Annotated in this window: 26 protein-coding genes; 10 read left to right on the top strand and 16 right to left on the bottom strand. The window is 50.2% G+C overall.

Going from position 1 to position 25,774, the window contains the following annotated elements:
* Positions 1-25: 25 nt before the first annotated feature.
* Both ACJHXA_RS02540 and ydgH read right to left on the bottom strand, forming a co-directional pair.
* Positions 26-1,408: an amino acid permease gene (locus ACJHXA_RS02540; protein ID WP_000412379.1), complete on the bottom strand. Its 1,383-nt coding sequence runs from the start codon at positions 1,406-1,408 to the stop codon at positions 26-28.
* Between the two features lie 185 nt (positions 1,409-1,593).
* Positions 1,594-2,538: a DUF1471 family protein YdgH gene (gene ydgH, locus ACJHXA_RS02535; protein WP_000769322.1), complete on the bottom strand. Its 945-nt coding sequence runs from the start codon at positions 2,536-2,538 to the stop codon at positions 1,594-1,596.
* Positions 2,539-3,061: 523 nt separating this feature from the next.
* Here ydgH and pntA point away from each other — a divergent pair.
* A complete protein-coding gene (pntA, locus tag ACJHXA_RS02530) occupies positions 3,062-4,594 on the top strand; it encodes a Re/Si-specific NAD(P)(+) transhydrogenase subunit alpha (RefSeq protein ID WP_001295398.1) in 1,533 nt (510 codons plus the stop codon).
* Between the two features lie 10 nt (positions 4,595-4,604).
* Positions 4,605-5,993, top strand: a complete 1,389-nt coding sequence (gene pntB, locus ACJHXA_RS02525; RefSeq protein ID WP_000014036.1) for a Re/Si-specific NAD(P)(+) transhydrogenase subunit beta — start codon at positions 4,605-4,607, stop codon at positions 5,991-5,993.
* A 24-nt stretch (positions 5,994-6,017) separates the two neighbouring features.
* Here pntB and tqsA read toward each other — a convergent pair whose 3' ends face one another.
* Entirely contained in the window at positions 6,018-7,052 is a 1,035-nt protein-coding gene (gene tqsA / locus ACJHXA_RS02520) for an AI-2 transporter TqsA (protein WP_001118241.1), read from the bottom strand.
* A gap of 411 nt (positions 7,053-7,463) precedes the next feature.
* On the opposite strand from tqsA, the gene mdtJ reads away from it, so the two are divergent.
* Positions 7,464-7,829 (top strand): multidrug/spermidine efflux SMR transporter subunit MdtJ, encoded by a 366-nt coding sequence (mdtJ, locus tag ACJHXA_RS02515; protein WP_000276149.1) that lies wholly within the window; start codon positions 7,464-7,466, stop codon positions 7,827-7,829.
* Positions 7,816-8,145 carry a multidrug/spermidine efflux SMR transporter subunit MdtI gene (mdtI, locus tag ACJHXA_RS02510; protein ID WP_000046661.1) on the top strand — a complete coding sequence of 110 codons (330 nt, stop codon included), beginning with the start codon at positions 7,816-7,818 and terminating at the stop codon, positions 8,143-8,145. Before mdtJ ends, mdtI begins: the two co-directional genes overlap by 14 nt.
* Before the next feature lie 38 nt (positions 8,146-8,183).
* Here mdtI and ACJHXA_RS02505 read toward each other — a convergent pair whose 3' ends face one another.
* The 3 genes from ACJHXA_RS02505 to asr all read right to left on the bottom strand — a co-directional run bounded on the left by ACJHXA_RS02505 (position 8,184) and on the right by asr (position 9,589).
* Complete coding sequence (locus ACJHXA_RS02505; RefSeq protein WP_001260840.1) at positions 8,184-9,005, bottom strand: trypsin-like serine peptidase; 822 nt, start codon at positions 9,003-9,005, stop codon at positions 8,184-8,186.
* 99 nt (positions 9,006-9,104) lie between these two features.
* Positions 9,105-9,188, bottom strand: coding sequence for a hypothetical protein (locus ACJHXA_RS02500; protein ID WP_000233090.1), 84 nt, complete (start codon positions 9,186-9,188; stop codon positions 9,105-9,107).
* Positions 9,189-9,280: 92 nt separating this feature from the next.
* Positions 9,281-9,589 carry an acid resistance repetitive basic protein Asr gene (gene asr, locus ACJHXA_RS02495; RefSeq protein WP_001406654.1) on the bottom strand — a complete coding sequence of 103 codons (309 nt, stop codon included), beginning with the start codon at positions 9,587-9,589 and terminating at the stop codon, positions 9,281-9,283.
* A 255-nt stretch (positions 9,590-9,844) separates the two neighbouring features.
* On the opposite strand from asr, the gene ACJHXA_RS02490 reads away from it, so the two are divergent.
* The gene (locus ACJHXA_RS02490) at positions 9,845-9,964 is read left to right on the top strand and encodes a KPN_01571 family protein (RefSeq protein ID WP_001299090.1); all 120 of its coding nucleotides are present in this window, start codon (positions 9,845-9,847) and stop codon (positions 9,962-9,964) included.
* 48 nt (positions 9,965-10,012) lie between these two features.
* Here ACJHXA_RS02490 and ACJHXA_RS02485 read toward each other — a convergent pair whose 3' ends face one another.
* Positions 10,013-11,266: an MFS transporter gene (locus tag ACJHXA_RS02485; RefSeq protein WP_000091840.1), complete on the bottom strand. Its 1,254-nt coding sequence runs from the start codon at positions 11,264-11,266 to the stop codon at positions 10,013-10,015.
* 106 nt (positions 11,267-11,372) lie between these two features.
* Between ACJHXA_RS02485 and ACJHXA_RS02480 the strand changes: the two genes are divergently transcribed.
* The 3 genes from ACJHXA_RS02480 (at position 11,373) to bioD (ending at position 14,441) form a co-directional block, all read left to right on the top strand.
* Positions 11,373-12,266 carry a LysR family transcriptional regulator gene (locus ACJHXA_RS02480; protein WP_039023367.1) on the top strand — a complete coding sequence of 298 codons (894 nt, stop codon included), beginning with the start codon at positions 11,373-11,375 and terminating at the stop codon, positions 12,264-12,266.
* A gap of 134 nt (positions 12,267-12,400) precedes the next feature.
* Positions 12,401-13,621 carry a sugar metabolism global transcriptional regulator Mlc gene (gene mlc, locus ACJHXA_RS02475; protein ID WP_000225276.1) on the top strand — a complete coding sequence of 407 codons (1,221 nt, stop codon included), beginning with the start codon at positions 12,401-12,403 and terminating at the stop codon, positions 13,619-13,621.
* A 124-nt stretch (positions 13,622-13,745) separates the two neighbouring features.
* Complete coding sequence (gene bioD / locus ACJHXA_RS02470; protein WP_000919226.1) at positions 13,746-14,441, top strand: dethiobiotin synthase; 696 nt, start codon at positions 13,746-13,748, stop codon at positions 14,439-14,441.
* Here bioD and clcB read toward each other — a convergent pair.
* From clcB to ACJHXA_RS02435, 7 genes are all read right to left on the bottom strand, one after another.
* Complete coding sequence (gene clcB, locus ACJHXA_RS02465; RefSeq protein ID WP_103262084.1) at positions 14,394-15,686, bottom strand: voltage-gated ClC-type chloride channel ClcB; 1,293 nt, start codon at positions 15,684-15,686, stop codon at positions 14,394-14,396. The two genes, bioD and clcB, sit on opposite strands and share 48 nt — an antisense overlap.
* A gap of 159 nt (positions 15,687-15,845) precedes the next feature.
* Entirely contained in the window at positions 15,846-16,460 is a 615-nt protein-coding gene (gene dmsD / locus ACJHXA_RS02460; RefSeq protein WP_000148710.1) for a Tat proofreading chaperone DmsD, read from the bottom strand.
* Between the two features lie 42 nt (positions 16,461-16,502).
* Entirely contained in the window at positions 16,503-17,357 is an 855-nt protein-coding gene (gene ynfH, locus ACJHXA_RS02455; protein WP_000526492.1) for a selenate reductase membrane anchor subunit YnfH, read from the bottom strand.
* A gap of 1 nt (position 17,358) precedes the next feature.
* Positions 17,359-17,976 (bottom strand): DMSO reductase like molybdoenzyme iron-sulfur subunit YnfG, encoded by a 618-nt coding sequence (gene ynfG, locus ACJHXA_RS02450; RefSeq protein WP_000213028.1) that lies wholly within the window; start codon positions 17,974-17,976, stop codon positions 17,359-17,361.
* 10 nt (positions 17,977-17,986) lie between these two features.
* Positions 17,987-20,410 (bottom strand): selenate/tellurate reductase subunit YnfF, encoded by a 2,424-nt coding sequence (ynfF, locus tag ACJHXA_RS02445; RefSeq protein WP_001340362.1) that lies wholly within the window; start codon positions 20,408-20,410, stop codon positions 17,987-17,989.
* A gap of 60 nt (positions 20,411-20,470) precedes the next feature.
* Positions 20,471-22,897: a selenate/tellurate reductase subunit YnfE gene (gene ynfE / locus ACJHXA_RS02440; RefSeq protein WP_000041535.1), complete on the bottom strand. Its 2,427-nt coding sequence runs from the start codon at positions 22,895-22,897 to the stop codon at positions 20,471-20,473.
* 198 nt (positions 22,898-23,095) lie between these two features.
* Complete coding sequence (locus tag ACJHXA_RS02435; protein WP_001295396.1) at positions 23,096-23,401, bottom strand: DUF1161 domain-containing protein; 306 nt, start codon at positions 23,399-23,401, stop codon at positions 23,096-23,098.
* 107 nt (positions 23,402-23,508) lie between these two features.
* Here ACJHXA_RS02435 and ACJHXA_RS02430 point away from each other — a divergent pair, with 107 nt between their 5' ends.
* Entirely contained in the window at positions 23,509-24,219 is a 711-nt protein-coding gene (locus ACJHXA_RS02430; protein WP_001321287.1) for a YnfC family lipoprotein, read from the top strand.
* A gap of 2 nt (positions 24,220-24,221) precedes the next feature.
* Here the strand turns inward: ACJHXA_RS02430 and speG are convergent, their stop codons facing one another.
* Positions 24,222-24,782, bottom strand: coding sequence for a spermidine N1-acetyltransferase (speG, locus tag ACJHXA_RS02425; RefSeq protein ID WP_001138584.1), 561 nt, complete (start codon positions 24,780-24,782; stop codon positions 24,222-24,224).
* 34 nt (positions 24,783-24,816) lie between these two features.
* Positions 24,817-25,158: a DUF1283 family protein gene (locus tag ACJHXA_RS02420; protein ID WP_000705197.1), complete on the bottom strand. Its 342-nt coding sequence runs from the start codon at positions 25,156-25,158 to the stop codon at positions 24,817-24,819.
* A gap of 134 nt (positions 25,159-25,292) precedes the next feature.
* On the opposite strand from ACJHXA_RS02420, the gene ACJHXA_RS02415 reads away from it, so the two are divergent.
* Positions 25,293-25,619: a YnfA family protein gene (locus ACJHXA_RS02415; protein WP_000598292.1), complete on the top strand. Its 327-nt coding sequence runs from the start codon at positions 25,293-25,295 to the stop codon at positions 25,617-25,619.
* The last annotated feature ends 155 nt before the right edge of the window (positions 25,620-25,774 follow it).

The following is a 25,774-nucleotide window of genomic DNA, read 5'->3' as shown; positions in this document are numbered from 1 at the left end:
TTGCTATCCAACGATGGGATGAACGTTATCCCACCAGCATCCAGGTCGCCGGAACTGAGGCAATTAACAGCATGCCAATCAGCACCATTTCCTGACGGTTCAGTACATTATCATGTGTATGCGTTTTGCGCGCATACAGGAAAACCAGCAGCCCCGGCGCATACAGAACAACGGATAACAGCAAGTGCATTGGACCAGAGGCATACAATAACCATAAGCCATAAATGCAGGCACCGACACCTACCGCTTTATGCAGTGGACGGGTTGCGATTTTCAGCAAGAACGCGCCGACCAGGAAATAGGGCACCAGAATCATTTCTGAGGCGATGGTCAGCAACGTGTTGTAATCGGAACCGGTCAGCCAGATGAGTACCAGACAAATTTGCACGCAGATGTTGGTCAACCACAGCGAGGCGGATGGCGCAGCTTGTGCGTTCTGGCGCGCAAAAATGCGTGGGAATGCTTTATGAGTGGCAGCCAGGAACGGAACTTCTGCCGCCATGATGGTCCAGCTTAAGTACGCGCCGCAAACGGAAACGATCAAACCGGCAGCGATGATGATTTCGCCCCATGGTCCCATCATTTCCACCATCAGACCGGCCATTGACGGGTTACGAATTTCAGCCAGTTCAGGACGTGCCACCACGCCCAGCGAAAGCAGCGTTACCAGCAAGTAAACGCCCAGAGCGGAGAGAACCGCCAGCAGTGTCGCTTTGCCAACATCACGTTTATTACGCGCACGCGCAGAAACAACCACGGCACCTTCCACACCAATGAAAACCCACAGGGTGATCAGCATGGTGTTTTTCACCTGTTCCCACACGGGTACGCCAAGTGCAAGTCCGGTGAAGTCGAGCTTGAAGGTATCCAGTTTGAACATCATCATCGCCAGCACAACAAACAGACCCAGCGGCAACAATTTTGCCAGTGTCGCCACCAGGTTAATGCTGGCAGCGGTTTGCACCCCGCGCAGGATCAAAAAGTGAACAATCCACAATAAAGCCGATGCACCGACTATCGATTGCCAGGTATTACCATCGCCGAACAGGCGCAATTCCGGCGTGTCCGTAAAAAAGCTTAACGCGGAAAAAACGATCACCAGATAGGAGACGTTGGCGATGACTGCGCACAGCCAGTATCCCCATGCGGAACAAAAGCCGATTAGCTCGCCAAACCCTTCGCGGGCATAGGTAAAGATACCGCCGTCAAGTTCGGGACGAATGCGCGTGAGGATCAGCATGGCAAAGGCCAGCAATAAAATGCCAGCGCCAGTAATACCCCAGCCGATGAGCAGTGCTGCCGGGCTGGCAACTGCCGCCATATTTTGCGGCAGACTGAAAACACCCGCGCCCAGCATTGAGCTTAATACCAGCGCGGTGAGTGCGCTCAGTCCCAGTTTCTTTTCCATCGATATCCAGTGATTAAAACGTGATAAGAAGAATAAATATTAGGGCAAAACGCATAAAAATGGAGTTTGCCACTGAAGCGCGGGATTTTACGAAGAGATGTGTCTGCATGCAATGGTCGCGGGGAAATTTGTGACTAAAAATGCGAAAGGCGGCATCAAGCCGCCTTATAGGAGTAACTGAATAGTTATTTATACAGATCTGCGCTGACGGTCAGGTTATTACCACGTTCCTGCCACTGGCGGGTGATGTGGTAATACTTAGCACCTTTCTTCGCGGCACGTTTCGCAACCTGATAGGAGACTTCGGTCATGTTGCCGTAGTTGCCAGAGAATTTGATGCTGTCGAACGGGACCATCATCGCTGCTGTCGCTTTGTTCAGTTCTTCGACTTTAGTGCCGTCAGGAAGAGTGACAGTGTAACGTCCGCCTTTTGATGACTGGGTTTCAAAGAAACGACCGACTTCAGAACTTGGTGATGCGGTAGTCGCAACACCTGGGATCTCAACTTTCTTCGCGGCTTCGCCACCGGCAGCCAGAGCTGCACGTCCTGCTTCGGAATCTGCCGGGATCACATCCGGGCTCTGGACGATACGTTTCTTAGCATCTTTTTTATAGATGAATGCAGTAATACGCTGGTTGCCGCCCTGGTTGGCATCGATTTGACGAACAATGTAGAAAGAGTAGGCACCTTTCGCTTTTGCTGCTTTGGTGATGGCATCATTGACTTCTGGCTGGCTACGATAGAAGCCCTGGACGGTGACCGTGTCAAACGGTTCAATCAGAACAGCCTGATCTTTCGGCAGTTCGACAACACCGTTAATTACGCGATTACTTGTTTCTTCTGCTTTTTCAGCATCGGCTTTATAGAGGTCAGCGACCACACGCCAGTTACCGCTGTTACCAAAATCAGAAGTGTCGACAACATAAAAAGAGGCGGCACCTTCTTTATCTGCGCGACGAGAAACGGCTTTCACCGCTTCGCCAATAGCATTAAAACGACCGGTAACCACTACACGGTCAAAAGGTTTAACCGCTGCCGCTTGCTCCGGTGTCAGTTCTGTTGCTGCGTTAACGGAGAATGCCGTAGCAGAAAGCAGTGCCGACGCCAGGAGGGTGTTCTTAAGCTTCATAAAAATAATCCTTCGCCTTGCGCAAACCAGGTACTGGTATTGTTATTAACGAGAAACGTGGCTGATTATTGCATTTAAACGGTGTAACTGTCTGCGTCATTTTTCATATCACATTCCTTAAGCCAATTTTAATCCTGCTCAAATGACCGTCTATGCTTAAAAAACAGCCGTATCAGCATCATTACTACTGAAGCAACTGAATTGTATAAGTTAATTTAATGTTAAGTAGTGATTCGTGCCGGGGCGATGTCTCGTTTTACCCGACCGTCGAAGACAATTATCAGTCTTTATCCGGCGTTCTAAGGTGTTTATCCCACTATCACGGCTGAATCGTTAATATTTTGCGAGTTCACGCCGAAATACTGATTTTTGGCGCTAGATCACAGGCATAATTTTCAGTACGTTATAGGGCGTTTGTTACTAATTTATTTTAACGGAGTAACATTTAGCTCGTACATGAGCGGCTTGTGTGGCTCCTGACACAGGCAAACCATCATCAATAAAACCGATGGAAGGGAATATCATGCGAATTGGCATACCAAGAGAACGGTTAACCAATGAAACCCGTGTTGCAGCAACGCCAAAAACAGTGGAACAGCTGCTGAAACTGGGTTTTACCGTCGCGGTAGAGAGCGGCGCGGGTCAACTGGCAAGTTTTGACGATAAAGCGTTTGTGCAAGCGGGCGCTGAAATTGTAGAAGGGAATAGCGTCTGGCAGTCAGAGATCATTCTGAAGGTCAATGCGCCGTTAGATGATGAAATTGCGTTACTGAATCCTGGGACAACGCTGGTGAGTTTTATCTGGCCTGCGCAGAATCCGGAATTAATGCAAAAACTTGCGGAACGTAACGTGACCGTGATGGCGATGGATTCTGTGCCGCGTATCTCACGCGCACAATCGCTGGACGCACTAAGCTCGATGGCGAACATCGCCGGTTATCGCGCCATTGTTGAAGCGGCACATGAATTTGGGCGCTTCTTTACCGGGCAAATTACTGCGGCCGGGAAAGTGCCACCGGCAAAAGTGATGGTGATTGGTGCGGGTGTTGCAGGTCTGGCCGCCATTGGCGCAGCAAACAGTCTCGGCGCGATTGTGCGTGCATTCGACACCCGCCCGGAAGTGAAAGAACAAGTTCAAAGTATGGGCGCGGAATTCCTCGAGCTGGATTTTAAAGAGGAAGCGGGCAGCGGCGATGGCTATGCCAAAGTGATGTCGGACGCGTTCATCAAAGCGGAAATGGAACTCTTTGCCGCCCAGGCAAAAGAGGTCGATATCATTGTCACCACCGCGCTTATTCCAGGCAAACCAGCGCCGAAGCTAATTACCCGTGAAATGGTTGACTCCATGAAGGCGGGCAGTGTGATTGTCGACCTGGCAGCCCAAAACGGTGGCAACTGTGAATACACCGTGCCGGGTGAAATCTTCACTACGGAAAATGGTGTCAAAGTGATTGGTTATACCGATCTTCCGGGCCGTCTGCCGACGCAATCCTCACAGCTTTACGGTACTAACCTCGTTAATCTGCTGAAACTGTTGTGCAAAGAGAAAGACGGCAATATCACTGTTGATTTTGATGATGTGGTGATTCGCGGCGTGACCGTGATCCGTGCGGGCGAAATTACCTGGCCGGCACCGCCGATTCAGGTATCAGCTCAGCCGCAGGCGGCACAAAAAGCGGCACCGGAAGTGAAAACTGAGGAAAAATGTGCCTGCTCACCGTGGCGTAAATACGCATTGATGGCGCTGGCAATCATCCTTTTCGGTTGGCTGGCAAGCGTTGCGCCGAAAGAGTTTCTTGGGCACTTCACCGTTTTCGCGCTGGCCTGCGTTGTCGGTTATTACGTGGTGTGGAATGTATCGCATGCGCTGCATACACCGTTGATGTCGGTCACCAACGCGATTTCAGGGATTATTGTTGTCGGAGCACTGTTGCAGATTGGCCAGGGCGGCTGGGTTAGCTTCCTTAGTTTTATCGCGGTGCTTATAGCCAGTATTAATATTTTCGGTGGCTTCACCGTGACTCAGCGCATGCTGAAAATGTTCCGCAAAAATTAAGGGGTAACATATGTCTGGAGGATTAGTTACAGCTGCATACATTGTTGCCGCGATCCTGTTTATCTTCAGTCTGGCCGGTCTTTCGAAACATGAAACGTCTCGCCAGGGTAACAACTTCGGTATCGCCGGGATGGCGATTGCGTTAATCGCAACCATTTTTGGACCGGATACGGGTAATGTTGGCTGGATCTTGCTGGCGATGGTCATTGGTGGGGCAATTGGTATCCGTCTGGCGAAGAAAGTTGAAATGACCGAAATGCCAGAACTGGTGGCGATCCTGCACAGCTTCGTGGGTCTGGCGGCAGTGCTGGTTGGCTTTAACAGCTATCTGCATCATGACGCGGGAATGGCACCGATTCTGGTCAATATTCACCTGACGGAAGTGTTCCTCGGTATCTTCATCGGGGCGGTAACGTTCACGGGTTCGGTGGTGGCGTTCGGCAAACTGTGTGGCAAGATTTCGTCTAAACCGTTGATGCTGCCAAACCGTCACAAAATGAACCTGGCGGCTCTGGTCGTTTCCTTCCTGCTGCTGATTGTATTTGTTCGCACGGACAGCGTCGGCCTGCAAGTGCTGGCATTGCTAATAATGACCGCCATTGCGCTGGTATTCGGCTGGCATTTAGTCGCCTCCATCGGTGGTGCAGATATGCCAGTGGTGGTGTCGATGCTGAACTCGTACTCCGGCTGGGCGGCTGCGGCTGCGGGCTTTATGCTCAGCAACGACCTGCTGATTGTGACCGGTGCGCTGGTCGGTTCTTCGGGGGCTATCCTTTCTTACATTATGTGTAAGGCGATGAACCGTTCCTTTATCAGCGTTATTGCGGGTGGTTTCGGCACCGACGGCTCTTCTACTGGCGATGATCAGGAAGTGGGCGAGCACCGCGAAATCACCGCAGAAGAGACAGCGGAACTGCTGAAAAACTCCCATTCAGTGATCATTACTCCGGGGTACGGCATGGCAGTCGCGCAGGCGCAATATCCTGTCGCTGAAATTACCGAGAAACTGCGCGCTCGTGGTATCAACGTGCGTTTCGGTATCCACCCGGTTGCGGGGCGTTTGCCTGGACATATGAACGTATTGCTGGCTGAAGCAAAAGTACCGTATGACATCGTGCTGGAAATGGACGAGATCAACGATGACTTTGCTGATACCGATACCGTACTGGTGATTGGTGCTAACGATACGGTTAACCCGGCGGCGCAGGATGATCCGAAGAGTCCTATTGCTGGTATGCCTGTGCTGGAAGTGTGGAAAGCGCAGAACGTGATTGTCTTTAAACGTTCGATGAACACTGGCTATGCTGGTGTGCAAAACCCGCTGTTCTTCAAGGAAAACACCCACATGCTGTTTGGTGACGCCAAAGCCAGCGTGGATGCAATCCTGAAAGCTCTGTAACCCTGACGGCCTCTGCGGAGGCCGTCACTCTTTATTGAGATCGCTTAACAGAACGGCGATGCTTTGACCTCCCGCTGTTTGTTCAAGCGCAATTTTGACAATAATTGTTAACGGCACGGAAAGCAGCATACCCACCGGTCCTAACAACCATCCCCAAAAAATCAACGACAAAAATACCACCAATGTGGAAAGCCCCAGCCCACGTCCCATGATGCGCGGCTCCAGAATATTGCCGAAGACCAGATTAATCAGCAGATATCCCGCCAGCACCAGCAACGCTTCGTAGAAGCCATTAAACACCAGTACCTGAGCGATAGGGGGGATTGCCGCGAGAACTGAACCAATATTAGGGATGTAATTGAGCGCAAAGGCCAGCAATCCCCAGACAAAAGCGAAGCGAACATCGAGTGCGGCGAGCATCGCCCAGGCGACCAGGCCGGTGATGATGCTGATGGCTGTTTTCAGCACCAGATAATGAGAAACACTGTCAATTGCACGTTGAATCGCCGCCATCCCTTCAACCGGACGCGCCATCATTTGCTGAAATTTTCCGGGCAATTGTGGCACTTCGAGCAGCATAAACAGCACCGTCAGCAGCAATAAAAATATTGATGACATGGCATTAGATAACTGCGTCAATAAGTTGGTGAGCAACGTCATCGCCGCGTTCGGATCAATGTAATGCGCCAGCTGGTCAACTGAGACGTCAATCCCTACGCGTTGCAACAACGGCTCAAGAGCTTGCAGCGGCGTCATAATAGAGTTGCGATATTGCGGTAACGTCCGCGTCAACTCGTTGAGCGCGGAACCCAGATAAGCTAATAGCAACACCATCGCCATCACGATGATGGTCATCAAAATCGACACCGCCAGTACACGCGGCACTCGCCAGCGGACCATGTGTTGCACCAGCGGGTTAAGAATAACAGCAATAAATAATGCGAGAATAAACGGCACGATGATCTCGGCGGCAAAACGGATACCGCAGAGAATAATGACCAGCATTCCCAACATAATGACGATTTTTAGGCCATTGAGCGTGATGATCGGCTTTGCCATGCTTGTCCCCGTTTTTTCTTCCTTTGCTAATAATAATGTCTTTTTCGCTCCGTCATCATAACGAAAATCAAACCGCTCAGGTAAAGAAGTGAAAATATTTTGAGTTAATTCTTAAGCTATGATACAAATCAGGCGTGTTCAACTACCGAGGACAATTATCATCCGCGATGACGAGAAGCAACACTGCGGATAATTGTAATATTATGGACAATTTGTTCAGGACGTTATTTTCAACATTTACCCATCTTCGTACCTCATCCACTATCTTGCTCGTAGGTGAGCAGCACTGGCGCAACGCGCTTTAGTCCTTTCTTCTGCCTAAGCTTGCCCTATGCGCGGGGCTTGACCACTTTACTTTGGTTTCGCTGAATTAAGCGAAAATTAAAATAATTCTCTTGCAGGAGAAGGACCATGTATATTTATTGGATTTTATTAGGCCTGGCTATTGCTACAGAAATTACCGGTACGCTGTCAATGAAATGGGCGAGCGTCAGTGAGGGAAATGGCGGCTTTATTTTAATGCTGGTGATGATTTCTCTGTCGTATATATTTCTCTCTTTCGCCGTTAAAAAGATCGCCTTAGGCGTAGCTTATGCGCTGTGGGAAGGTATCGGTATTTTATTTATTACCTTGTTTAGCGTTTTGTTATTCGACGAAAGTTTATCGCTGATGAAAATTGCCGGGTTAACCACCCTGGTTGCCGGGATTGTGTTGATCAAATCAGGTACCCGTAAAGCGCGTAAACCTGAACTGGAGGTGAACCATGGCGCAGTTTGAATGGGTTCACGCCGCCTGGCTGGCATTGGCAATCGTGCTGGAAATCGTTGCTAACGTCTTTTTGAAATTTTCTGACGGCTTTCGTCGCAAAATATTTGGCTTGCTCTCCCTGGCGGCGGTGCTGGCTGCCTTTAGTGCGCTTTCTCAGGCCGTAAAAGGGATCGACTTGTCTGTCGCTTATGCATTGTGGGGCGGGTTTGGTATTGCCGCCACGTTAGCCGCAGGTTGGATCTTGTTTGGTCAACGGTTAAATCGTAAAGGCTGGATTGGCCTGGTCTTGCTGTTGGCTGGAATGATCATGGTGAAACTTGCCTGATGAACACGCTGCCCGCACTGTCGGGCAGCGTTTGAACATTATTTTTGCGACAGTTGATCCAGCTTGTCGCGAAAACCGGTAACAGAAATGGCCCGGTTATCGGCGCGCCAGCGATCTTTCGCGGCAGGAGCCGAACTTTGCACCCCAATTAATTGCCAGCCGTCATCGGTATGCAACATCAGAGGCGAACCGCTGTCACCCGGCAAGGTATCGCACTGATGTGACATCACCGACGTTTGCGCCCAGCCAGTCACTTCACAGTTTTGATGACTGTATAACGTATCGAGATGATCTTCAGGATATCCCGCCTGAGTCACTTTACGACCAGCCGATTTTAATGCGGCAGTAAGCGCGGCTTTATCTCCCTCAAATAACGGCAACGGTGTAATGCCAGAAGGGGGATTACGCAGCACAATCAAGCCGAAGTCCCATGGTGCAGCTGCGGGAGGAACAATCCAACCATCCCCATCTGCTTTTAACCGCTTTCCCAGTGTCGGATCAACGCGGCCTTCTATGTCGTGGATGTCATAGCGCCAAAGACCTTTATTTGACACAAAACGCAGCGCTACCGCCTTATCCGCTTTACCCTTAGGCGGCGTCAATAAACAGTGTCCTGCCGTTAATGCCAGATTGGGTGCAATCAGCGTCGCCGTACATAAATTGCCGCTGGCCGTTTCCAGTTGCCCAACCGCATCCCACGGTGATTGGGTCGTGTCATTCACTGGCACACGATCATCATGACCAAAAAACAGGGTGCTGACCTCATCGTTTGCCGATTTGGCAACGTCTGGTTTATCTGCAAACACAAAAGCAGACGTCAAACTAATTGCACCCAACACTACAGCAATGGTTGTACGCATATCACACTCTGGTGGGTAATTATGATTATTAAAAGCAAACCCTCATAAATACTATAGACGGGACGGGATGAAAGTGGGAGTAAAATCAGATAACTACAGTCAGGAAAGATAAAAACGGGCGGCAATCAGTGCGCATAAAATAAGGATGATAAGAATGAACTCAAAGCGATAACGGCCCACCATACTACCCTCCGCTAAAGGCGGTGCTAAACGTTACCCGCTTAGCACCGTAATTTTCAGGCGCGAGGGGGCGCGCCAGCATTACTGTTGAAAACTTACGCTGCGGGTTGTGCAGCAGGTTTTGCCGGTTGCTGATGGCTGTGTTTCCCGGCGTGTTTCTTCGCTGCCTGCGCTTTTTGTTCAGGGGCTTTCTGTTCAGCTTTCGTATTTTTATGATGCTTTTTAGCCGCCTGCGCTTTCTGGGCAGGTGCTGCTTTATGCTGTTTTTTATGATGTGTAGTTTTCGCCGGCGCTGCTTTGGTGGTCGTCGCAGTCGGAGCAGGTGTGGTCGCAGTCTCTGCAGCAAAGGCGGCAGAAGACAGACCCATAGCAGCGGCAACAACCAGACCTAATACTTTTTTCATTGTCATACCCTCAATTTGTTTTTTCATTTAACCCCACTGCGGGGCCGTTGAAATAACTATATCCCTGGGAATGGCAGACTTCCGTGAGTGGTTGGTTTCAGCGTGTAACGATATGTACAAACGCTGAATAAATTACAGCATTGATAATAACGTATTGTGACTTAAGGGAAATTTAGCTACCAATAATAGTAGTCTTGATCGGGTTAACTATTTTACTACTTACAAAGCGGTAGAATAACTGCGCATCAGTAATAAATGACACACAGCAAAATGAATCCGTTTATTTGGGTACTTATAATCCTGATGACGCTAGACGCGCTGCGGGAATTGGCTGGCGCTTCGTCTATTTTAGGATGGCTATTAACGTTGGTTTGAGCAAGCAATAAGTCCGGACGTGTAGTTACCGCAGTCCGGGCTTATTTTTCAGGCGTGCAGACGACGATGCAAACGCGTCCCGACCAGCAGAGCAATGACCAGCATCAGAGCAATAAATGCGCCGACGCCGTTCCAGCCATAGTTATGCCAGAAAACACCACCCAGCGTCCCGGCAATACTCGACCCCAGATAGTAACTGAACAGATACAGCGAGGAGGCCTGGCCTTTAGCGCGTTTTGCGCGGGGGCCAATCCAGCTGCTGGCAACTGAGTGGGCTGCGAAGAATCCTGCTGAGAAGAGTAACATTCCGGCAAAGATCAGCCACAGCGAGCTGAATAAGGTCATCAGTAAACCAAACAGCATAACCCCCGTCGAAAACAACATCACCGGACCGCGCCCGTAGCGGGTGGTCATGGTTCCGGCTTTAGGTGAGCTCCATGTACCGGTCAAATAAGCCAGCGATAATAAGCCAACCACGGCCTGACTGACATGCCAGGGGGAAAGCATCAACCGATAGCCGATGTAATTAAACAGCGTGACGAACGACCCCATCAGCAAAAAGCCTTCTGCGAACAATAACGGTAATCCCCGGTCACGCCAGTGCAGACGAAAGTTGATAAATAACGTCTTAGGGCGCAGCGAAGTCGGGCGAAAATGGCGTGATTCCGGAAGGATTTTCCAGAACATCAACGCCGAGGCCAGCGCGAAACAACCGATTGCCGCCAGAGCAATTCGCCAGTTGAAAAAGTCCGTGAAGACACCACTAATTAAGCGTCCGCTCATGCCGCCAATTGAGTTGCCGCTGATATACAACCCCATCGAAAAGGCCACGAAACTGGGGTGGATTTCCTCGCTAAGATAAGTCATGCCAACAGCTGCCACGCCACTTAACGAAAGCCCAATCAAGGCGCGCATAATCAAAATGCCGTGCCAGCTGGTCATCATTGTCGAAAGTAACGTACAAATGGAGGCCAACAGTAGCGCCGTGACCATCACTGGTTTGCGACCAATGGCATCGGATAGGGGGCCAGTAAACAGCAAACCAATAGCCAACATCGCCGTGGAAATGGACAGTGAAATACTACTGTTCGCGGGCGTTAAGCCAAACTCCTGCGAAAGCACCGGAAGGATAGGCTGCACACAATAGAGAAGTGCAAATGTTGCCAGTCCGGCAGAGAACAGCGCCAGGGTGACGCGCATAAATTGCGGCGTACCGCGTTTAATAAATTGATTTGGCTGAGAAATGCTTTGCTTGTCAGTGTCGCTTGCCGGAGCGCCATCAACAGTTGTAGTACGGCTCACTTGAAATCCTTGCTAAATATGCCTGTGGATCAGGCTTATACATAGGTTAGGAAAATCGAATTGTTCTGTCTAATATATTAATAATCTCAAATAAGATGTTTTAAATATGAATATTGAACTTCGTCATCTGCGTTACTTTGTTGCTGTTGCGGAAGAGCTGCATTTCGGGCGCGCCGCTGCCCGCCTGAATATTTCGCAACCACCGCTAAGTCAGCAGATTCAGGCACTGGAGCAACAAATTGGTGCCCGACTGCTGGCACGAACTAATCGCAGTGTATTGCTGACGGCAGCAGGAAAACAGTTTCTTGCAGATAGTCGGCAAATCCTGTCTATGGTAGATGACGCTGCCGCTCGCGCTGAAAGACTGCATCAGGGGGAAGCGGGGGAGTTGCGCATTGGTTTTACTTCGTCCGCTCCTTTTATTCGGGCGGTGTCCGATACGTTATCGCTGTTTCGCCGTGATTATCCCGATGTCCATTTACAAACCCGCGAAATGAACACTCGTGAGCAAATCGCTCCGCTCATTGAAGGAACGCTGGATATGGGATTGCTGCGTAACACAGCGTTACCGGAGACGCTTGAACACGCAGTCATCGTCCATGAACCGCTTATGGCGATGATCCCGCACGATCATCCCCTGGCAAATAACCCGAATGTAACGCTGGCTGAACTGGCGAAAGAACCCTTCGTCTTTTTTGATCCGCACGTCGGGACAGGGCTGTATGACGATATTCTCGGGCTGATGCGACGTTACCATTTGACGCCCGTCATCACTCAGGAGGTGGGCGAGGCAATGACCATCATCGGTCTGGTTTCCGCCGGTCTGGGTGTTTCAATTTTGCCTGCGTCATTTAAACGTGTTCAGCTCAACGAAATGCGCTGGGTGCCGATTGCAGAAGAGGATGCGGTTTCTGAAATGTGGTTGGTCTGGCCGAAACATCATGAACAAAGTCCAGCTGCGCGAAACTTTTGTATTCATCTGCTGAATGCTCTCAGGTGAGGGAAATTTCAGCGAAAAAGCCCGAAAAATGTGCTGTTAATCACATGCCTAAGTAAAAATTTGACGACACGTATTGAAGTGCTTCACCATAGCCTACAGATTATTTCGGAGCGCGAAAATATAGGGAGTATGCGGTGGTTGCTGAAAACCAGCCTGGGCACATTGATCAAATAAAGCAGACCAACGCGGGCGCGGTTTATCGCCTGATTGATCAGCTTGGTCCAGTCTCGCGTATCGATCTTTCCCGTCTGGCGCAACTGGCTCCTGCCAGTATCACTAAAATTGTCCGTGAGATGCTCGAAGCACACCTGGTGCAAGAGCTGGAAATCAAAGAAGCGGGGAACCGTGGCCGTCCGGCGGTGGGGCTGGTGGTTGAAACTGAAGCCTGGCACTATCTTTCTCTGCGCATTAGTCGCGGGGAGATTTTCCTTGCTCTGCGCGATCTGAGCAGCAAACTGGTGGTGGAAGAGTCGCAGGAACTGGCGTTAAAAGATGACTCGCCATTGCTGGATCGTATCATTTCCCATATCGATCAGTTTTTTATCCGCCACCAGAAAAAACTTGAGCGTCTAACTTCGATTGCCATAACCCTGCCGGGAATTATTGATACGGAAAATGGCATTGTACATCGCATGCCGTTCTACGAGGATGTAAAAGAGATGCCGCTCGGCGAGGCTCTGGAGCAGCATACCGGCGTTCCGGTTTATATTCAGCATGATATCAGCGCATGGACGATGGCAGAGGCCTTGTTTGGTGCCTCACGCGGGGCGCGCGATGTGATTCAGGTGGTTATCGATCACAACGTGGGGGCGGGCGTCATTACCGATGGTCATCTGCTACACGCAGGCAGCAGTAGTCTCGTGGAAATAGGCCACACACAGGTCGACCCGTATGGGAAACGCTGTTATTGCGGGAATCACGGCTGCCTCGAAACCATCGCCAGTGTGGACAGTATTCTTGAGCTGGCACAGCTGCGTCTTAATCAATCCATGAGCTCGATGTTACATGGACAACCGTTAACCGTGGACTCATTGTGTCAGGCGGCATTGCGCGGCGATCTGCTGGCAAAAGACATCATTACCGGGGTGGGCGCGCATGTAGGGCGCATTCTTGCCATCATGGTGAATTTATTTAACCCACAAAAAATACTGATTGGCTCACCGTTAAGTAAAGCGGCAGATATCCTCTTCCCGGTCATCTCAGACAGCATCCGTCAGCAGGCCCTTCCTGCGTATAGTCAGCACATCAGCGTTGAGAGTACTCAGTTTTCTAACCAGGGCACGATGGCAGGCGCTGCACTGGTAAAAGACGCGATGTATAACGGTTCTTTGTTGATTCGTCTGTTGCAGGGTTAACATTTTTTAACTGTTCTACCAAAATTTGCGCTATCTCAATTTGGGCCAGGAAAGCATAACTTAGACTTTCAAGGTTAATTATTTTCCTGGTTTATATTTGTGAAGCATAACGGTGGAGTTAGTGATGCTGAAGCGTTTCTTTATTACCGGTACAGACACTTCTGTAGGGAAAACGGTGGTTTCCCGCGCATTGCTACAAGCGTTAGCCTCCCAGGGAAAAACGGTTGCGGGATATAAACCCGTAGCGAAGGGGAGCAAAGAGACACCCGAAGGGCTGCGTAATAAAGATGCCCTGGTGTTGCAGAGTGTTTCAACCATCGAACTGCCTTATGAAGCAGTTAATCCTATCGCGTTAAGCGAAGAAGAAAGTAGCGTGGCGCACAGTTGCCCAATCAATTACACCCTCATTTCAAACGGCCTGGCAAACCTGACCGATAAAGTCGATCATGTCGTGGTAGAAGGGACTGGCGGCTGGCGCAGTCTGATGAATGATTTGCGTCCACTCTCTGAATGGGTGGTGCAGGAACAGTTGCCGGTGTTGATGGTTGTCGGTATTCAGGAAGGTTGCATTAACCATGCACTGCTAACAGCTCAGGCGATTGCCAACGACGGGCTGCCGCTCATTGGCTGGGTGGCTAACCGAATCAACCCAGGACTGGCGCATTATGCGGAAATCATTGATGTGCTGGGTAAAAAACTTCCGGCACCGCTCATTGGTGAACTGCCTTATCTGCCGCGCGCCGAACAGCGAGAACTGGGGCAATACATCCGCTTAGCTATGCTGCGCAGTGTGCTGGCGGTAGATAGAGTCACGGTGTAACGTCCGCGAAATTACCGACGCAATGACGCAGGCAATCAATAAACCGGGGAGTAGCTGATACTCCCCGGTCATTTCACATATCATCAACGTCGACATAATCGGCGCGTGCGTGGTTGCCGCCAACAGTGTCGCCATCCCGGTCAATCCGAGTAAAAGCGTAATTTCTTCGCCATCAGGGAACCATAATCCCAGGCTACGATCATACAACATGCCAATGGCAAGACCGATAAATAGCGTCGGTGTAAAGACACCACCGGGTGCGCCGGAACCGCTACTCGCCAGCACGGCACACAGTTTACAAAGGAAGATCCCGGCAATGATCATTAACAGTGGTGGGGCGGTTAAAAAGGATTGTACGGTGCTATAGCCGTTGCCCCACACTGCAGGTGTGAACAGGGAAAGCAGACCCACGATCAACCCGCCTAGTGCCAGTTGCCAGGGCGGCGCAAGTTTGAGACTCACAAATCCACGATGACAGGCGTTCATTAACGTTAACAACAGTGGTCCGCACAGACCTGCCAGCACACCTGTACTGATAATCAGCGCATAGTCACGAGCCTGAACCGTCACTGAGAGTTGTACGTTGTAGAGTAACGCGTCGCTATGATTAATCAGATTGCTAACCAGCAATGCCACGACGGCGGAAATAATCACCGGGCCGAGAGAGGCCAACATCATAGTGCCAAACAGCACTTCGGCTATAAATAAACTGCCAGCAAGCGGGGCACGATAGGCCGCAGCCATTCCCGCCGCGGCCCCACAGGCGATCCATAATTTCCACTCCTGGCGTGGCGTAAAACGTTGGGCAAAACAGGAGGCGGCAAGGGCAGCTAAAAGAATCATCGCACCTTCGCGACCAATTGCACTGCCGCTGGTTACTACCAGCAGAGAGGCAAGCGATTTAACCAGGCTTGCTGCGTAATCGAACTGTCCATCGGTTTGCAACGCTTCCATGTAATCGGTCGGCGCATGAGGGCGTTGTTGGGTAAATTTCTGCCAGCCCATCAGCAACAAACCCGCCGCCAGTCCGCCGAGCGCCGGAGTTAGCAACCGTCGCCAGGGGGAAAGGTTTGTCGCTGCATTGACCAGACTGCCGGAGTCATTATTGAGGAACAACCACTCCAGTAGCAGCATCGCATGACGAAACCCGGCAACGGCAAAGGCCGCGAGAATACCGACGACTGTTGCGATAAGCAGACGGCGGAACATAGTGCGCAGATCCGGATAGATGTGTAGATGATGCATGAGCAGAAATGGGCAATGAAACACGGGCGACTATTTTGCGGCAAAAGAGGCCAGCCGCAAAAGCAGTGCGTGCTTTAAGAGATAAAAAAAACGTGACACTGTAACCTATTATTGCCGGATTGCGCGTAATCGTCACCATCCGGCAATATTACGGTGATCCTATCGAAACAGCGGTTTAACCGCGACAGGAATTAACAGTTGTGATTGCCATTGCGCCAGCGTTAAGCGAGCCAGTTCACCCAGTGCACGGTAGAAAGGGTGTTCTGCTTTTTCGATAAAAACATCAAGAAAACGTGTTGACCACGGAAAAAGGTGCCATGCCAGCAATTCTTCGCATTCTGTCTGGCGACCATTTTCCGCCAACCACGCAGCCATCAACAGCAGTGAACCAAAATGATCTTCCGGTTCGTTTTGCTTCATTTCAAACTGAATGCCTTTCTCGCGCATCCACTGACGAAGTGCCAATGTTGAATCGCCAAACAGCACAGATTCGCGATCCAGCCAGACCGACCCCCACGGCGGAGACGGCAGTGCCCACGGGCCGACAAACAAACGCTGCCAGGCCTGGGCGTGAGTCTCTTCACACTGTGTCTGAAAAGCCGTCACCAGCGGCGCTAATGACGCTTCTGGTAGAGGCCACTGAGTTTCCCAGCCGTCACTGGTGAGTACCGCAACCAGAGGTGCGGCTTCCGCACTCTCTGGAGCGTAATAAAACAGCGCGCCCAACACGCGCGCCGCGACAGAAAAATTATCTTGCTGTGAAAAATGGGTCATTCCTAACATCCTGAAATGTGCGGGTTGCCCCGCACCAATTTGTTAACCTGCAATAGCCATTCCTACTGTCATGTGCAGGCCATAAAAGAGCACACGCCCGATCATCTCACCGCCAAGTATGAGGATTAGCCCCAGAATAAGTCCGGCAACGTGAGGTTCACGGCGACGAATGAGCGGGCAAAGCCAGCATCCAAGACCTGCGCATAACAATACCACACGCCAGACCTGTAAGGAGGCGTAATCTGGTACCAGTGCGCTGGCTTGTTGCACGGATGAGTGAATAGACGCCAGAGACAAACCTTGCAGCACAATCACCCCGGCACAAGCGATCAGCGCCAAAACGCTAATGATGGCAAATGGTGTGGTATTAAATGTAACGCGAGCTGCCCGCAGAATTGCGGCAGCAAGTATTGGACCGCTCAACAATACCGTCAGGAAGAAAGCCAGCGTAGTGTAACCGTTATGCCAGGTTGGCACGGTGTCGATTTGATACACGCAGGTCATCATCCAGACGAAAATGACGCCGAGCGCCATGCTGACAAGTAACCAGAGTTTCCCCAACGCTTGCGGCATTTTACCGATGACCGCCACCAGCCACCATAGTCCGCCAACGGCAAAAAATATGGAACCGGCAGCAATCTCGTTACTCAGACCAGAAGCTCCGATTCGATTCAGCGAGTTAAACGCTCGCAGTGGCGATCCCAGGTGCATGACAGAGGCAATAAACCCGATGCCCATCAACAGCCAGAGGAAAAACATGCCACGGACAATACGCTGACGGTCTGCGTCATTTTTGGCGGCGAACCAGCCAATTCCGCTAACAATCAGCGCGCCTACTACGCATTGACCCAATACGGTAAAGATAACCAGTGGCCACTCATGCCATCCATTTCCCATTTTACACTTCCTCCGGATTAGCCAGATAACCAGTGGTATCGCCGGTCGGGCGGCTGTTGGCGTTAGGTTTGATAACGATATTGGGTTTTGTGAAATGCGCGCGCGGCAGTGGCGCGACGGCAGCCAGAGTGCCGTGCTTCTGGCGCAGCTCTTCAATTGGACCGAACTCAAGTGCACGCAGCGGGCAGGATTCGACACATATGGGTTGTTTCCCCTCGGCGACGCGCGAATAACAACCATCGCACTTCGTCATGTGCCCTTTTTCAGCATTGTACTGTGGCGCGCCGTACGGACAAGCCATGTGGCAGTAGCGGCAGCCGATACAAACATCTTCATCAACCACCACAAAGCCATCTTCACGCTTATGCATTGCGCCGCTGGGGCAGACTTTTGTACATGCGGGGTCATCGCAATGGTTACAGGAGATGGAGAGATAATAAGCGAACACGTTCTGGTGCCAGACGCCATTATCTTCCTGCCAGTCGCCGCCAGCGTATTCATAAATACGGCGGAAACTGACTTCCGGGCCAAGATCTTTAAAATCTTTGCACGCCAGTTCGCAGGTTTTACAGCCAGTACAGCGGCTGGAATCGATAAAAAATCCATATTGTGTGGTCATGGGCTACTCCTTAAACCTTTTCGATCTGGACAAGATTGCTGTGCGACGGGTTTCCCTTTGCCAGCGGTGAAGGGCGGTGAGAGGTCAGAATATTGATACTGCCGCCGTGATCGACCCGGTCACCAAACATATCCGCTTTAAGCCACGCACCTTGCCCGATGGCGGTAACGCCAGGCAGAATACGCGGAGTCACTTTTGCGGCAATCAGCATTTCTCCATTATTGTTAAATACCCGCACGGTATCGCCATGACGGATACCGCGTGCCTGAGCATCAATGGGGTTGATCCACACCTCTTGTGGGCAGGCCTGCTGTAACACATCAATATTGCCGTAGCTGGAGTGGGTACGCGCTTTGTAGTGGAAGCCCGTTAACTGCAGTGGATAGGTTTTCCGCAGGGGATCGTCCCAGCCATCAAAACCTGGGGTATACGCAGGAAGGGGATGAATAATTTCATCTTTTTTCAATTCCCAGGTATCTGCAATCTTCGCCAGTCGTTCCGAATAAATTTCGATTTTCCCCGAAGGTGTTTTCAACGGGTTTGCCTGTGGATCTTCACGGAATGCGCGGAAAGCGACGTAGTGTTCTTCCGGGCATTTTTTCTTAAAGATCCCGGTCGTTTTCATCTCCTCGTAGTCGGGCATCTCAGGGTTACGTTCCTTCGTTTTCGCATGGAGATATTTGATCCATTCATGCTGACTGCGACCTTCAGTAAAGGTTTGATAAACGTCTGGTCCTAAGCGTTTGGCGACTTCACTCAGCATCCAGTAGATGGGTTTGCGTTCAAATTTTGCTGAGGTTGCGGGTTGGGCGAGGATCACATAGCCCATATTCCCTGCAGATTCATGAGAGATAAGGTCTTCTTGCTCTGTTGGCATCAGGTCGGGCAACAGGATATCGCAATACTTAGCCGAGGCCGTCATGAAGTGGTCAATGCCAACAATCATCTCGCACTTGCTGTCATCCTGAAGCACCTCATGGGTGTGATTGATGTCGCCATGTTGATTGATCAATGTGTTACTGGCGTAGCACCATAAAAACTTGATGGGGACATCCAGTTTTTCTTTTCCACGAACACCATCACGGGTCGCGGTCATTTCCGTACCATGGTCGATGGCATCTGTCCATGTAAAGACGGAAATCTGCGTTTTAACAGGATTCTCAAGCATCGGGAACCATTCTACCCCCAGATCCCAGCTACCTTCGCGTACACCTGAGTTGCCGCCGTTTATGCCGACGTTACCGGTGAGAACGGAAAGCATGGCAATAGCGCGGGACGTTTGCTCGCCGTTGGAATGTCGTTGTGGCCCCCAACCCTGACAAATATAAGCAGGTTTTGCTGAACCGATCTCTCGTGCCAACTGGATAATTTTTTCTGCCGGGATGCTGGTGATTTTTGCTGCCCATTCCGGCGTTTTAGCTATGCCGTCAGGCCCTTCGCCCAGAATATAGGCTTTATAATGCGCGTTACGTGGTGCGTTGGCGGGCAGCGTTTTTTCATCGTAACCAACACAATATTTGTCGAGAAATGGCTGATCGACCATGTTTTCAGTAATCAGTACCCAGGCAATCGCACAGGCCAGTGCGCCATCGGTGCCTGGGCGAATGGGCAGCCATTCATCTTCACGCCCGGCAGCTGTGTCGTTATAACGTGGATCGATGACGATCATGCGTGCGTTTGAACGTTCGCGGGCTTGCTCGACGTAGTAAGTGACACCACCGCCGCTCATCCGCGTTTCTGCCGGGTTATTTCCGAACATAACGACCAGTTTCGTATTGGCGATATCATCCGGGCTGTTGCCATCATTGGCACCGAACATATAACTCATTGCGGCACTGATCTGTGCGGTACTGTAGCTGCCATAGCGACTGAGAAAACCACCGCAAGAGTTCATCAGACGGTACGGGACGTTTGAGTTGGTGATGTTTCCGCCATCTACGCCTGTTCCGTACAGGACATGTACAGCCTCATTGCCGTAATCTTTTAGGATCCGCCGAAGATTATCACTGATGGTATCCAGGGCTTCGTCCCAACTTATCCGTTCAAATTTACCTTCACCGCGCTTGCCGACGCGCTTCATGGGATATTTCAACCTATCAGGATGATTCATCCGTCGGCGGATAGAGCGCCCGCGTAAACACGCGCGAACCTGATGATTACCGTAGACGTCGTCACCTGTCGTATCAGACTCCACCCAGTACACGGTGTCATCTTTCACATGCAAACGTAACAGACAGCGGCTCCCGCAGTTAACGGTGCAGGAACTCCAGACCGCTTTCTCTTCTACCGGAGCCTCTGCCGCCCGGACCATTTGAGAAAATGGCAGAGTGAAAGCACTGCTTGCCAGCGCAAGACTGCCAAGTGCGGAGGTTTTCATCAGACTTCTACGGCTGATTTCAGCCTTCATGAGCGCCTCTGTGGTATGGATTTTCATCATTACTCACTTATTGCTTTTCAAACAAAATGTCATGCCAGAATTTATGGTTGTCGTGGGTTATATTTTTTCGATCTCGACCAGATTAGTGTGCTGCGGGTTTCCCTTCGCCAGTGGTGAAGGGCGCAGAGTGGTTAGCGTATTCACACAGCCGCCATGGTCGATTTTATCGCCAGACATATTGGCCTCGTGCCAGGCTCCCTGGCCCATAGCGCTAACCCCAGGGAGAATGCGTGGTGTCACTTTGGCTGGTAGCCGAACTTCGCCACGATGGTTAAACACCCGCACCATATCGCCGTTGGCAATCCCACGTTTCTGCGCATCTATAGGGTTGATCCACACCTCCTGACGGCAGGCAGCCTTCAGGAGATCAATATTGCCGTAGGTCGAGTGAGTACGGGATTTGTAATGGAAACCAAACAGTTGAAGTGGGAAGGTTCTACGTTCAGGGGAGTCCCAGCCTTCAAAGGTAGAGGCATAAACTGGCAGTGGGCTTATCACTTCATCTTTTTCCAGTTCCCAGGTACGGGCAATTTCCGCCAGCTTGCTGGAATAAATTTCAATCTTACCGGAAGGTGTTTTAAGTGGATTTGCCTCGGGGTCGTCACGAAATGCTTTGTAGGCGACAAAATGACCATTGGGATCTTTACGCTTATAGATACCCATTTTTTTCAGTTCGTCGTAAGACGGTAACGCCGGATCTTTGGCAAGCATTTTGGCGTACAGATGTTGTAACCATTGTTCCTGCGTGCGACCTTCAGTGAACTTTTGATAGACGTCAGGTCCAAGACGTTTCGCGACTTCACTCAGGATCCAGTAAATCGGTTTACGTTCGAATTTTTCGCTGGTGACTGGCTGGAGGAAAATGAGATATCCCATGTTACCGGCGTAGTCGTTAGGAATAATATCTTCCTGCTCAACGGTCATCAGGTCTGGCAGCAGAATGTCGGCATATTTTGCCGATGAGGTCATAAAGTTTTCGATGACCACAATCATTTCGCATTTCGATTCGTCTTGCAGAATTTCATGCGTTTTGTTGATGTCAGAATGCTGATTAACGAGGGTATTTCCCGCGTAGTTCCAGATGAACTTAATGGGCACATCCAGTTTATCTTTGCCGCGGACGCCGTCGCGGATTGCCGTCATTTGCGGACCATGATCGATAGCATCTGTCCAGCTGAAGCAGGAGATTGACGTTTTGACCGGATTATCCAGCACCGGCAGGCGTTCTATGGTAATGGTATAGGTCGATTCACGCGCGCCACTATTTCCGCCGCTGATGCCGACATTGCCCGTCAAAATAGGTAACATAGCAATAGCGCGTGCAGTCAGTTCGCCGTTTGCCTGGCGTTGCGGCCCCCAGCCCTGGCAGATATAAGCGGGTTTTGCTGTGCCAATTTCACGCGCCAGTTTGATGATACGGTCTACCGGGATACCGGTAATTTGCGAAGCCCACTGCGGCGTTTTCGCTGTGTTATCATCACCTTCACCAAGAATATAGGCTTTATAGTGACCATTTTTGGGTGCATCTGCGGGTAAGGTTTTTTCGTCATAGCCGACGCAGTATTTATCGAGAAAAGGTTGATCAACGAGATTTTCGTTAATCAATACCCAGGCAATACCCGCAACCAGCGCGGCATCGGTGCCCGGGCGAATAGGGAGCCATTCATCTTCACGACCAGCAGCCGTATCGGTATATCGCGGATCGATAACAATCATTTTGGCGTTCGATTTCTCGCGCGCTTTTTCAAGAAGATAAGTGATGCCACCGCCGCTCATGCGGGTTTCTGCCGGGTTGTTACCAAACATCACGACCAGCTTGCTGTTTTCAATATCCGTGGTGCTGTTGCCATCATTACTGCCGTAGGTGTAGGGCATGGCACAGGAAATTTGCGCGGTGCTGTAGGAGCCATACTGATTGAGTGAACCGCCGTAGCAGTTCATCAGGCGTTTGACCGCCGAGGCTGATGGCGAAGAGCGGGTCATATTGCCGCCAACAATCCCCGAAGAGTACTGAATATATACAGCCTCATTGCCATATTGTTCGACGGTTTTTTTCAGGCTACTGGCGATAGTATCCAGGGCTTCATCCCAGCTAATCCGTTCGAATTTGCCTTCACCGCGTGTACCCACGCGTTTCATTGGGTAATTCAAGCGATCGGGATGATTAATACGCCGGCGGATGGAGCGACCGCGCAAACAGGCGCGTACCTGATGGTTGCCGTACTCATCGCTGCCGGTATTGTCAGTTTCCACCCAGGTCACTTCATTATCTTTAACATGTAGACGAAGTGCACAGCGGCTACCACAGTTGACGGAACAGGCACCCCAGATCACTTTTTCGCTGGCCTGTTGTACCGCTGCCGCTGCACTGCGCAGGGTGAACGGTAAAGAAAAACCGCCTGCAGCCAGCGCCAGAGAACCTATCGCGGTTGATTTAACGAGTGTTCTGCGGCTGATGCCCACCATTCGGTCATTTTTGGACATAACTCACTCCCTGTTCTTTATCGTTATATAAATGTTTATATATTGAATATTTAGCGCGCTAACAATAGAGGGAGTCTACCCATTTTGGGTTAAGAATTATTAATCCATATCAATAGAAGGGTATGAGTAATAAGGTGGGATTATGTTGTATGTTCAAATCGCCGGATGTGTCGTATCCGGCGTTCAGTCGATAATGTATTACTGCGGTTCGGCAGGCGCGCCATCCTGGGTAGACTGCGCGGGAGCAGAGACGTTACCGCTGGTGGTGCGGGTGTAGAGAATTTTATGCGTATCATTAGCACAATGCCCGACGACCTGGGAATCAGGCTGATCAACCTGGTCATTGGGTACAATACTTAACGTGAAGCTGCTTTCGGGTACGCCATTATTGATAATGCGCTGTGATATATCGCTCTGTATGCGCTCACAGGATCCCGGCGCGGCGAGTACCGCGGGTGAGGCGAGGGCGAGCAGAAGCGCGGCACAGCAGGTTGAGAGTTTCATCATAAGCTCCTTACGCGAAGATAACTTCTTTAAGCATAGCATTTAACGTGTAAAGTACTGTATTTGCTACTATGATTGAGAATCATCTCTACTCTCTGGTGACTGTTGTGAAATACAAATTACTACCATGCTTACTCGCGATATTCCTCACAGGATGTGACCGCACAGAGGTAACACTTTCATTTACCCCTGAGATGGCCAGTTTCTCTAATGAATTCGATTTTGATCCGCTGCGTGGTCCGGTAAAAGATTTCACTCAGACATTAATGGATGAGCAAGGTGAAGTGACGAAACGTGTTTCTGGGACTTTGTCGGAAGAAGGCTGTTTTGATTCACTCGAATTACTGGATCTGGAAAATAATACCGTGGTCGCTCTGGTACTGGACGCCAATTATTACCGTGATGCCGAGACGCTGGAGAAGAGAGTACGTTTACAGGGAAAATGCCAGCTAGCAGAATTACCTTCTGCCGGGGTGAGTTGGGAAACCGATGATAATGGCTTCGTGATTAAAGCCAGCAGCAAACAAATGCAGATGGAATATCGCTATGATGATCAGGGTTATCCGCTGGGTAAAACCACGAAAAGTAACGACAAAACATTATCTGTCAGCGCCACGCCATCAACGGATCCGATCAAAAAATTAGATTACACAGCGGTTACTTTACTGAATAATCAACGAGTTGGTAATGTAAAACAGAGCTGTGAATATGACAGTCACGCCAATCCGGTGGACTGTCAGCTGATCATTGTTGATGAAGGAGTAAAACCCGCCGTCGAACGGGTTTACACCATCAAAAATACGATCGATTATTATTAATGCTATTGTGCGGTCGGCTTCAGGAGAGTCTGACCCGGTGTTTTGTGCTCTGCCAGATACTGATGCTGGAATATACACATGCGAATGGCATTACGATATTGACCATTAATAAAGAACTCGTGCATCAATTCACCTTCAACCGTAAAGCCAAGCTTGCGGTAAATGTGAATCGCTTTTTCATTCTCTTTATCGACGATCAGATACAGCTTATAGAGATTGAGAACGGTGAAGCCATAGTCCATTGCTAATTTGGCGGCACGGGTTGCCAGACCTTTCCCCTGATACTCCGGGGAGATAATTATCTGAAATTCTGCCCGGCGATGTACATGGTTAATTTCCACCAGCTCCACCAGACCGGCTTTTTCGCCGTCACATTCCACCACAAAGCGTCGTTCGCTCTGATCGTGAATATGCTTATCATACAGATCAGAGAGTTCAACAAAGGCTTCGTAGGGTTCCTCAAACCAGTAACGCATCACACTGGCGTTATTGTCGAGTTGATGTACATAGCGTAAATCTTCACGCTCCAGCGGGCGTAGCTTAACACTGTGGGCGCTTGGCATAACGTGTCCTTACATTCCTTAAATCAATAACAGGTTAGGGGGTAATAACGCGGCCAGTTCGACGGTCCAGGCAGCGCAAAGTATTTGGCTCCCAGTAGGCATTGATGTTGGCGCTTTGCTCACATTTATCGCGGTTATCAAAAGCGGCGTCGGCTTTATCCCACTCTTTTTCAGTGCGTTTATTCACTTTCTGACGCAGATTGCGCGTGTCATTCCATTGCTCTTTTTCCATAGCGGCGTGCTGGCGGCTTTGTGCACTGTCGCCAGACTCAATCACCAGTTTGTTAGTTTCGGCATGAACAGTTGTGCTCAGTGCCAGTGCGCAAGGCAGCAGAAAAGCGAGCAGGCCGATTCGTTTGCTGAGAGTGATTTTCATAATTCATTCCCTGTATGAATGATTAAAGGAGATTCTACACCATCCACTGCGAACGCAAAACGTACCAGGAGGGTGTTTATATTGATGATATTATGTCGCCCTATAACTATACATGATGTCAATAAGTGACAAAGATGATTAAAACAACGTTACTATTTTTTGCTACTGCGCTGTGTGAAATTATTGGATGCTTTCTGCCCTGGTTGTGGTTAAAACGAAACGCCAGTATCTGGCTGTTGCTTCCGGCGGGGATTTCACTGGCGCTGTTTGTCTGGTTGTTAACGTTGCATCCAGCGGCGAGTGGGCGTGTTTACGCGGCTTATGGTGGCGTTTATGTCTGCACGGCGTTGATGTGGCTGCGCGTTGTGGATGGCGTGAAACTGACTCTTTATGACTGGACGGGTGCGTTGATTGCGCTTTGCGGCATGTTGATCATTGTTGCGGGCTGGGGGCGCACGTAGGAACATAAATCCATTTTATCAATAAGATAAGAGGAAGTGTCAGCTGACAAAAGGTATTCTATTTCATCTTTTGTCAACCATTCACAGCGCAAATATACGCCTTTTTTTGTGATCACTCCGGCTTTTTTCGATCTTTATACTTGTATGGTAGTAGC

Source organism: Escherichia sp. WS33, from assembly GCF_046486385.1.
Taxonomy (GTDB): Bacteria; Pseudomonadota; Gammaproteobacteria; order Enterobacterales; family Enterobacteriaceae; genus ECMA0423.
Note: the sequence above shows the minus strand (reverse complement) of the source record. Positions and strands in the feature narration are given on the sequence as shown.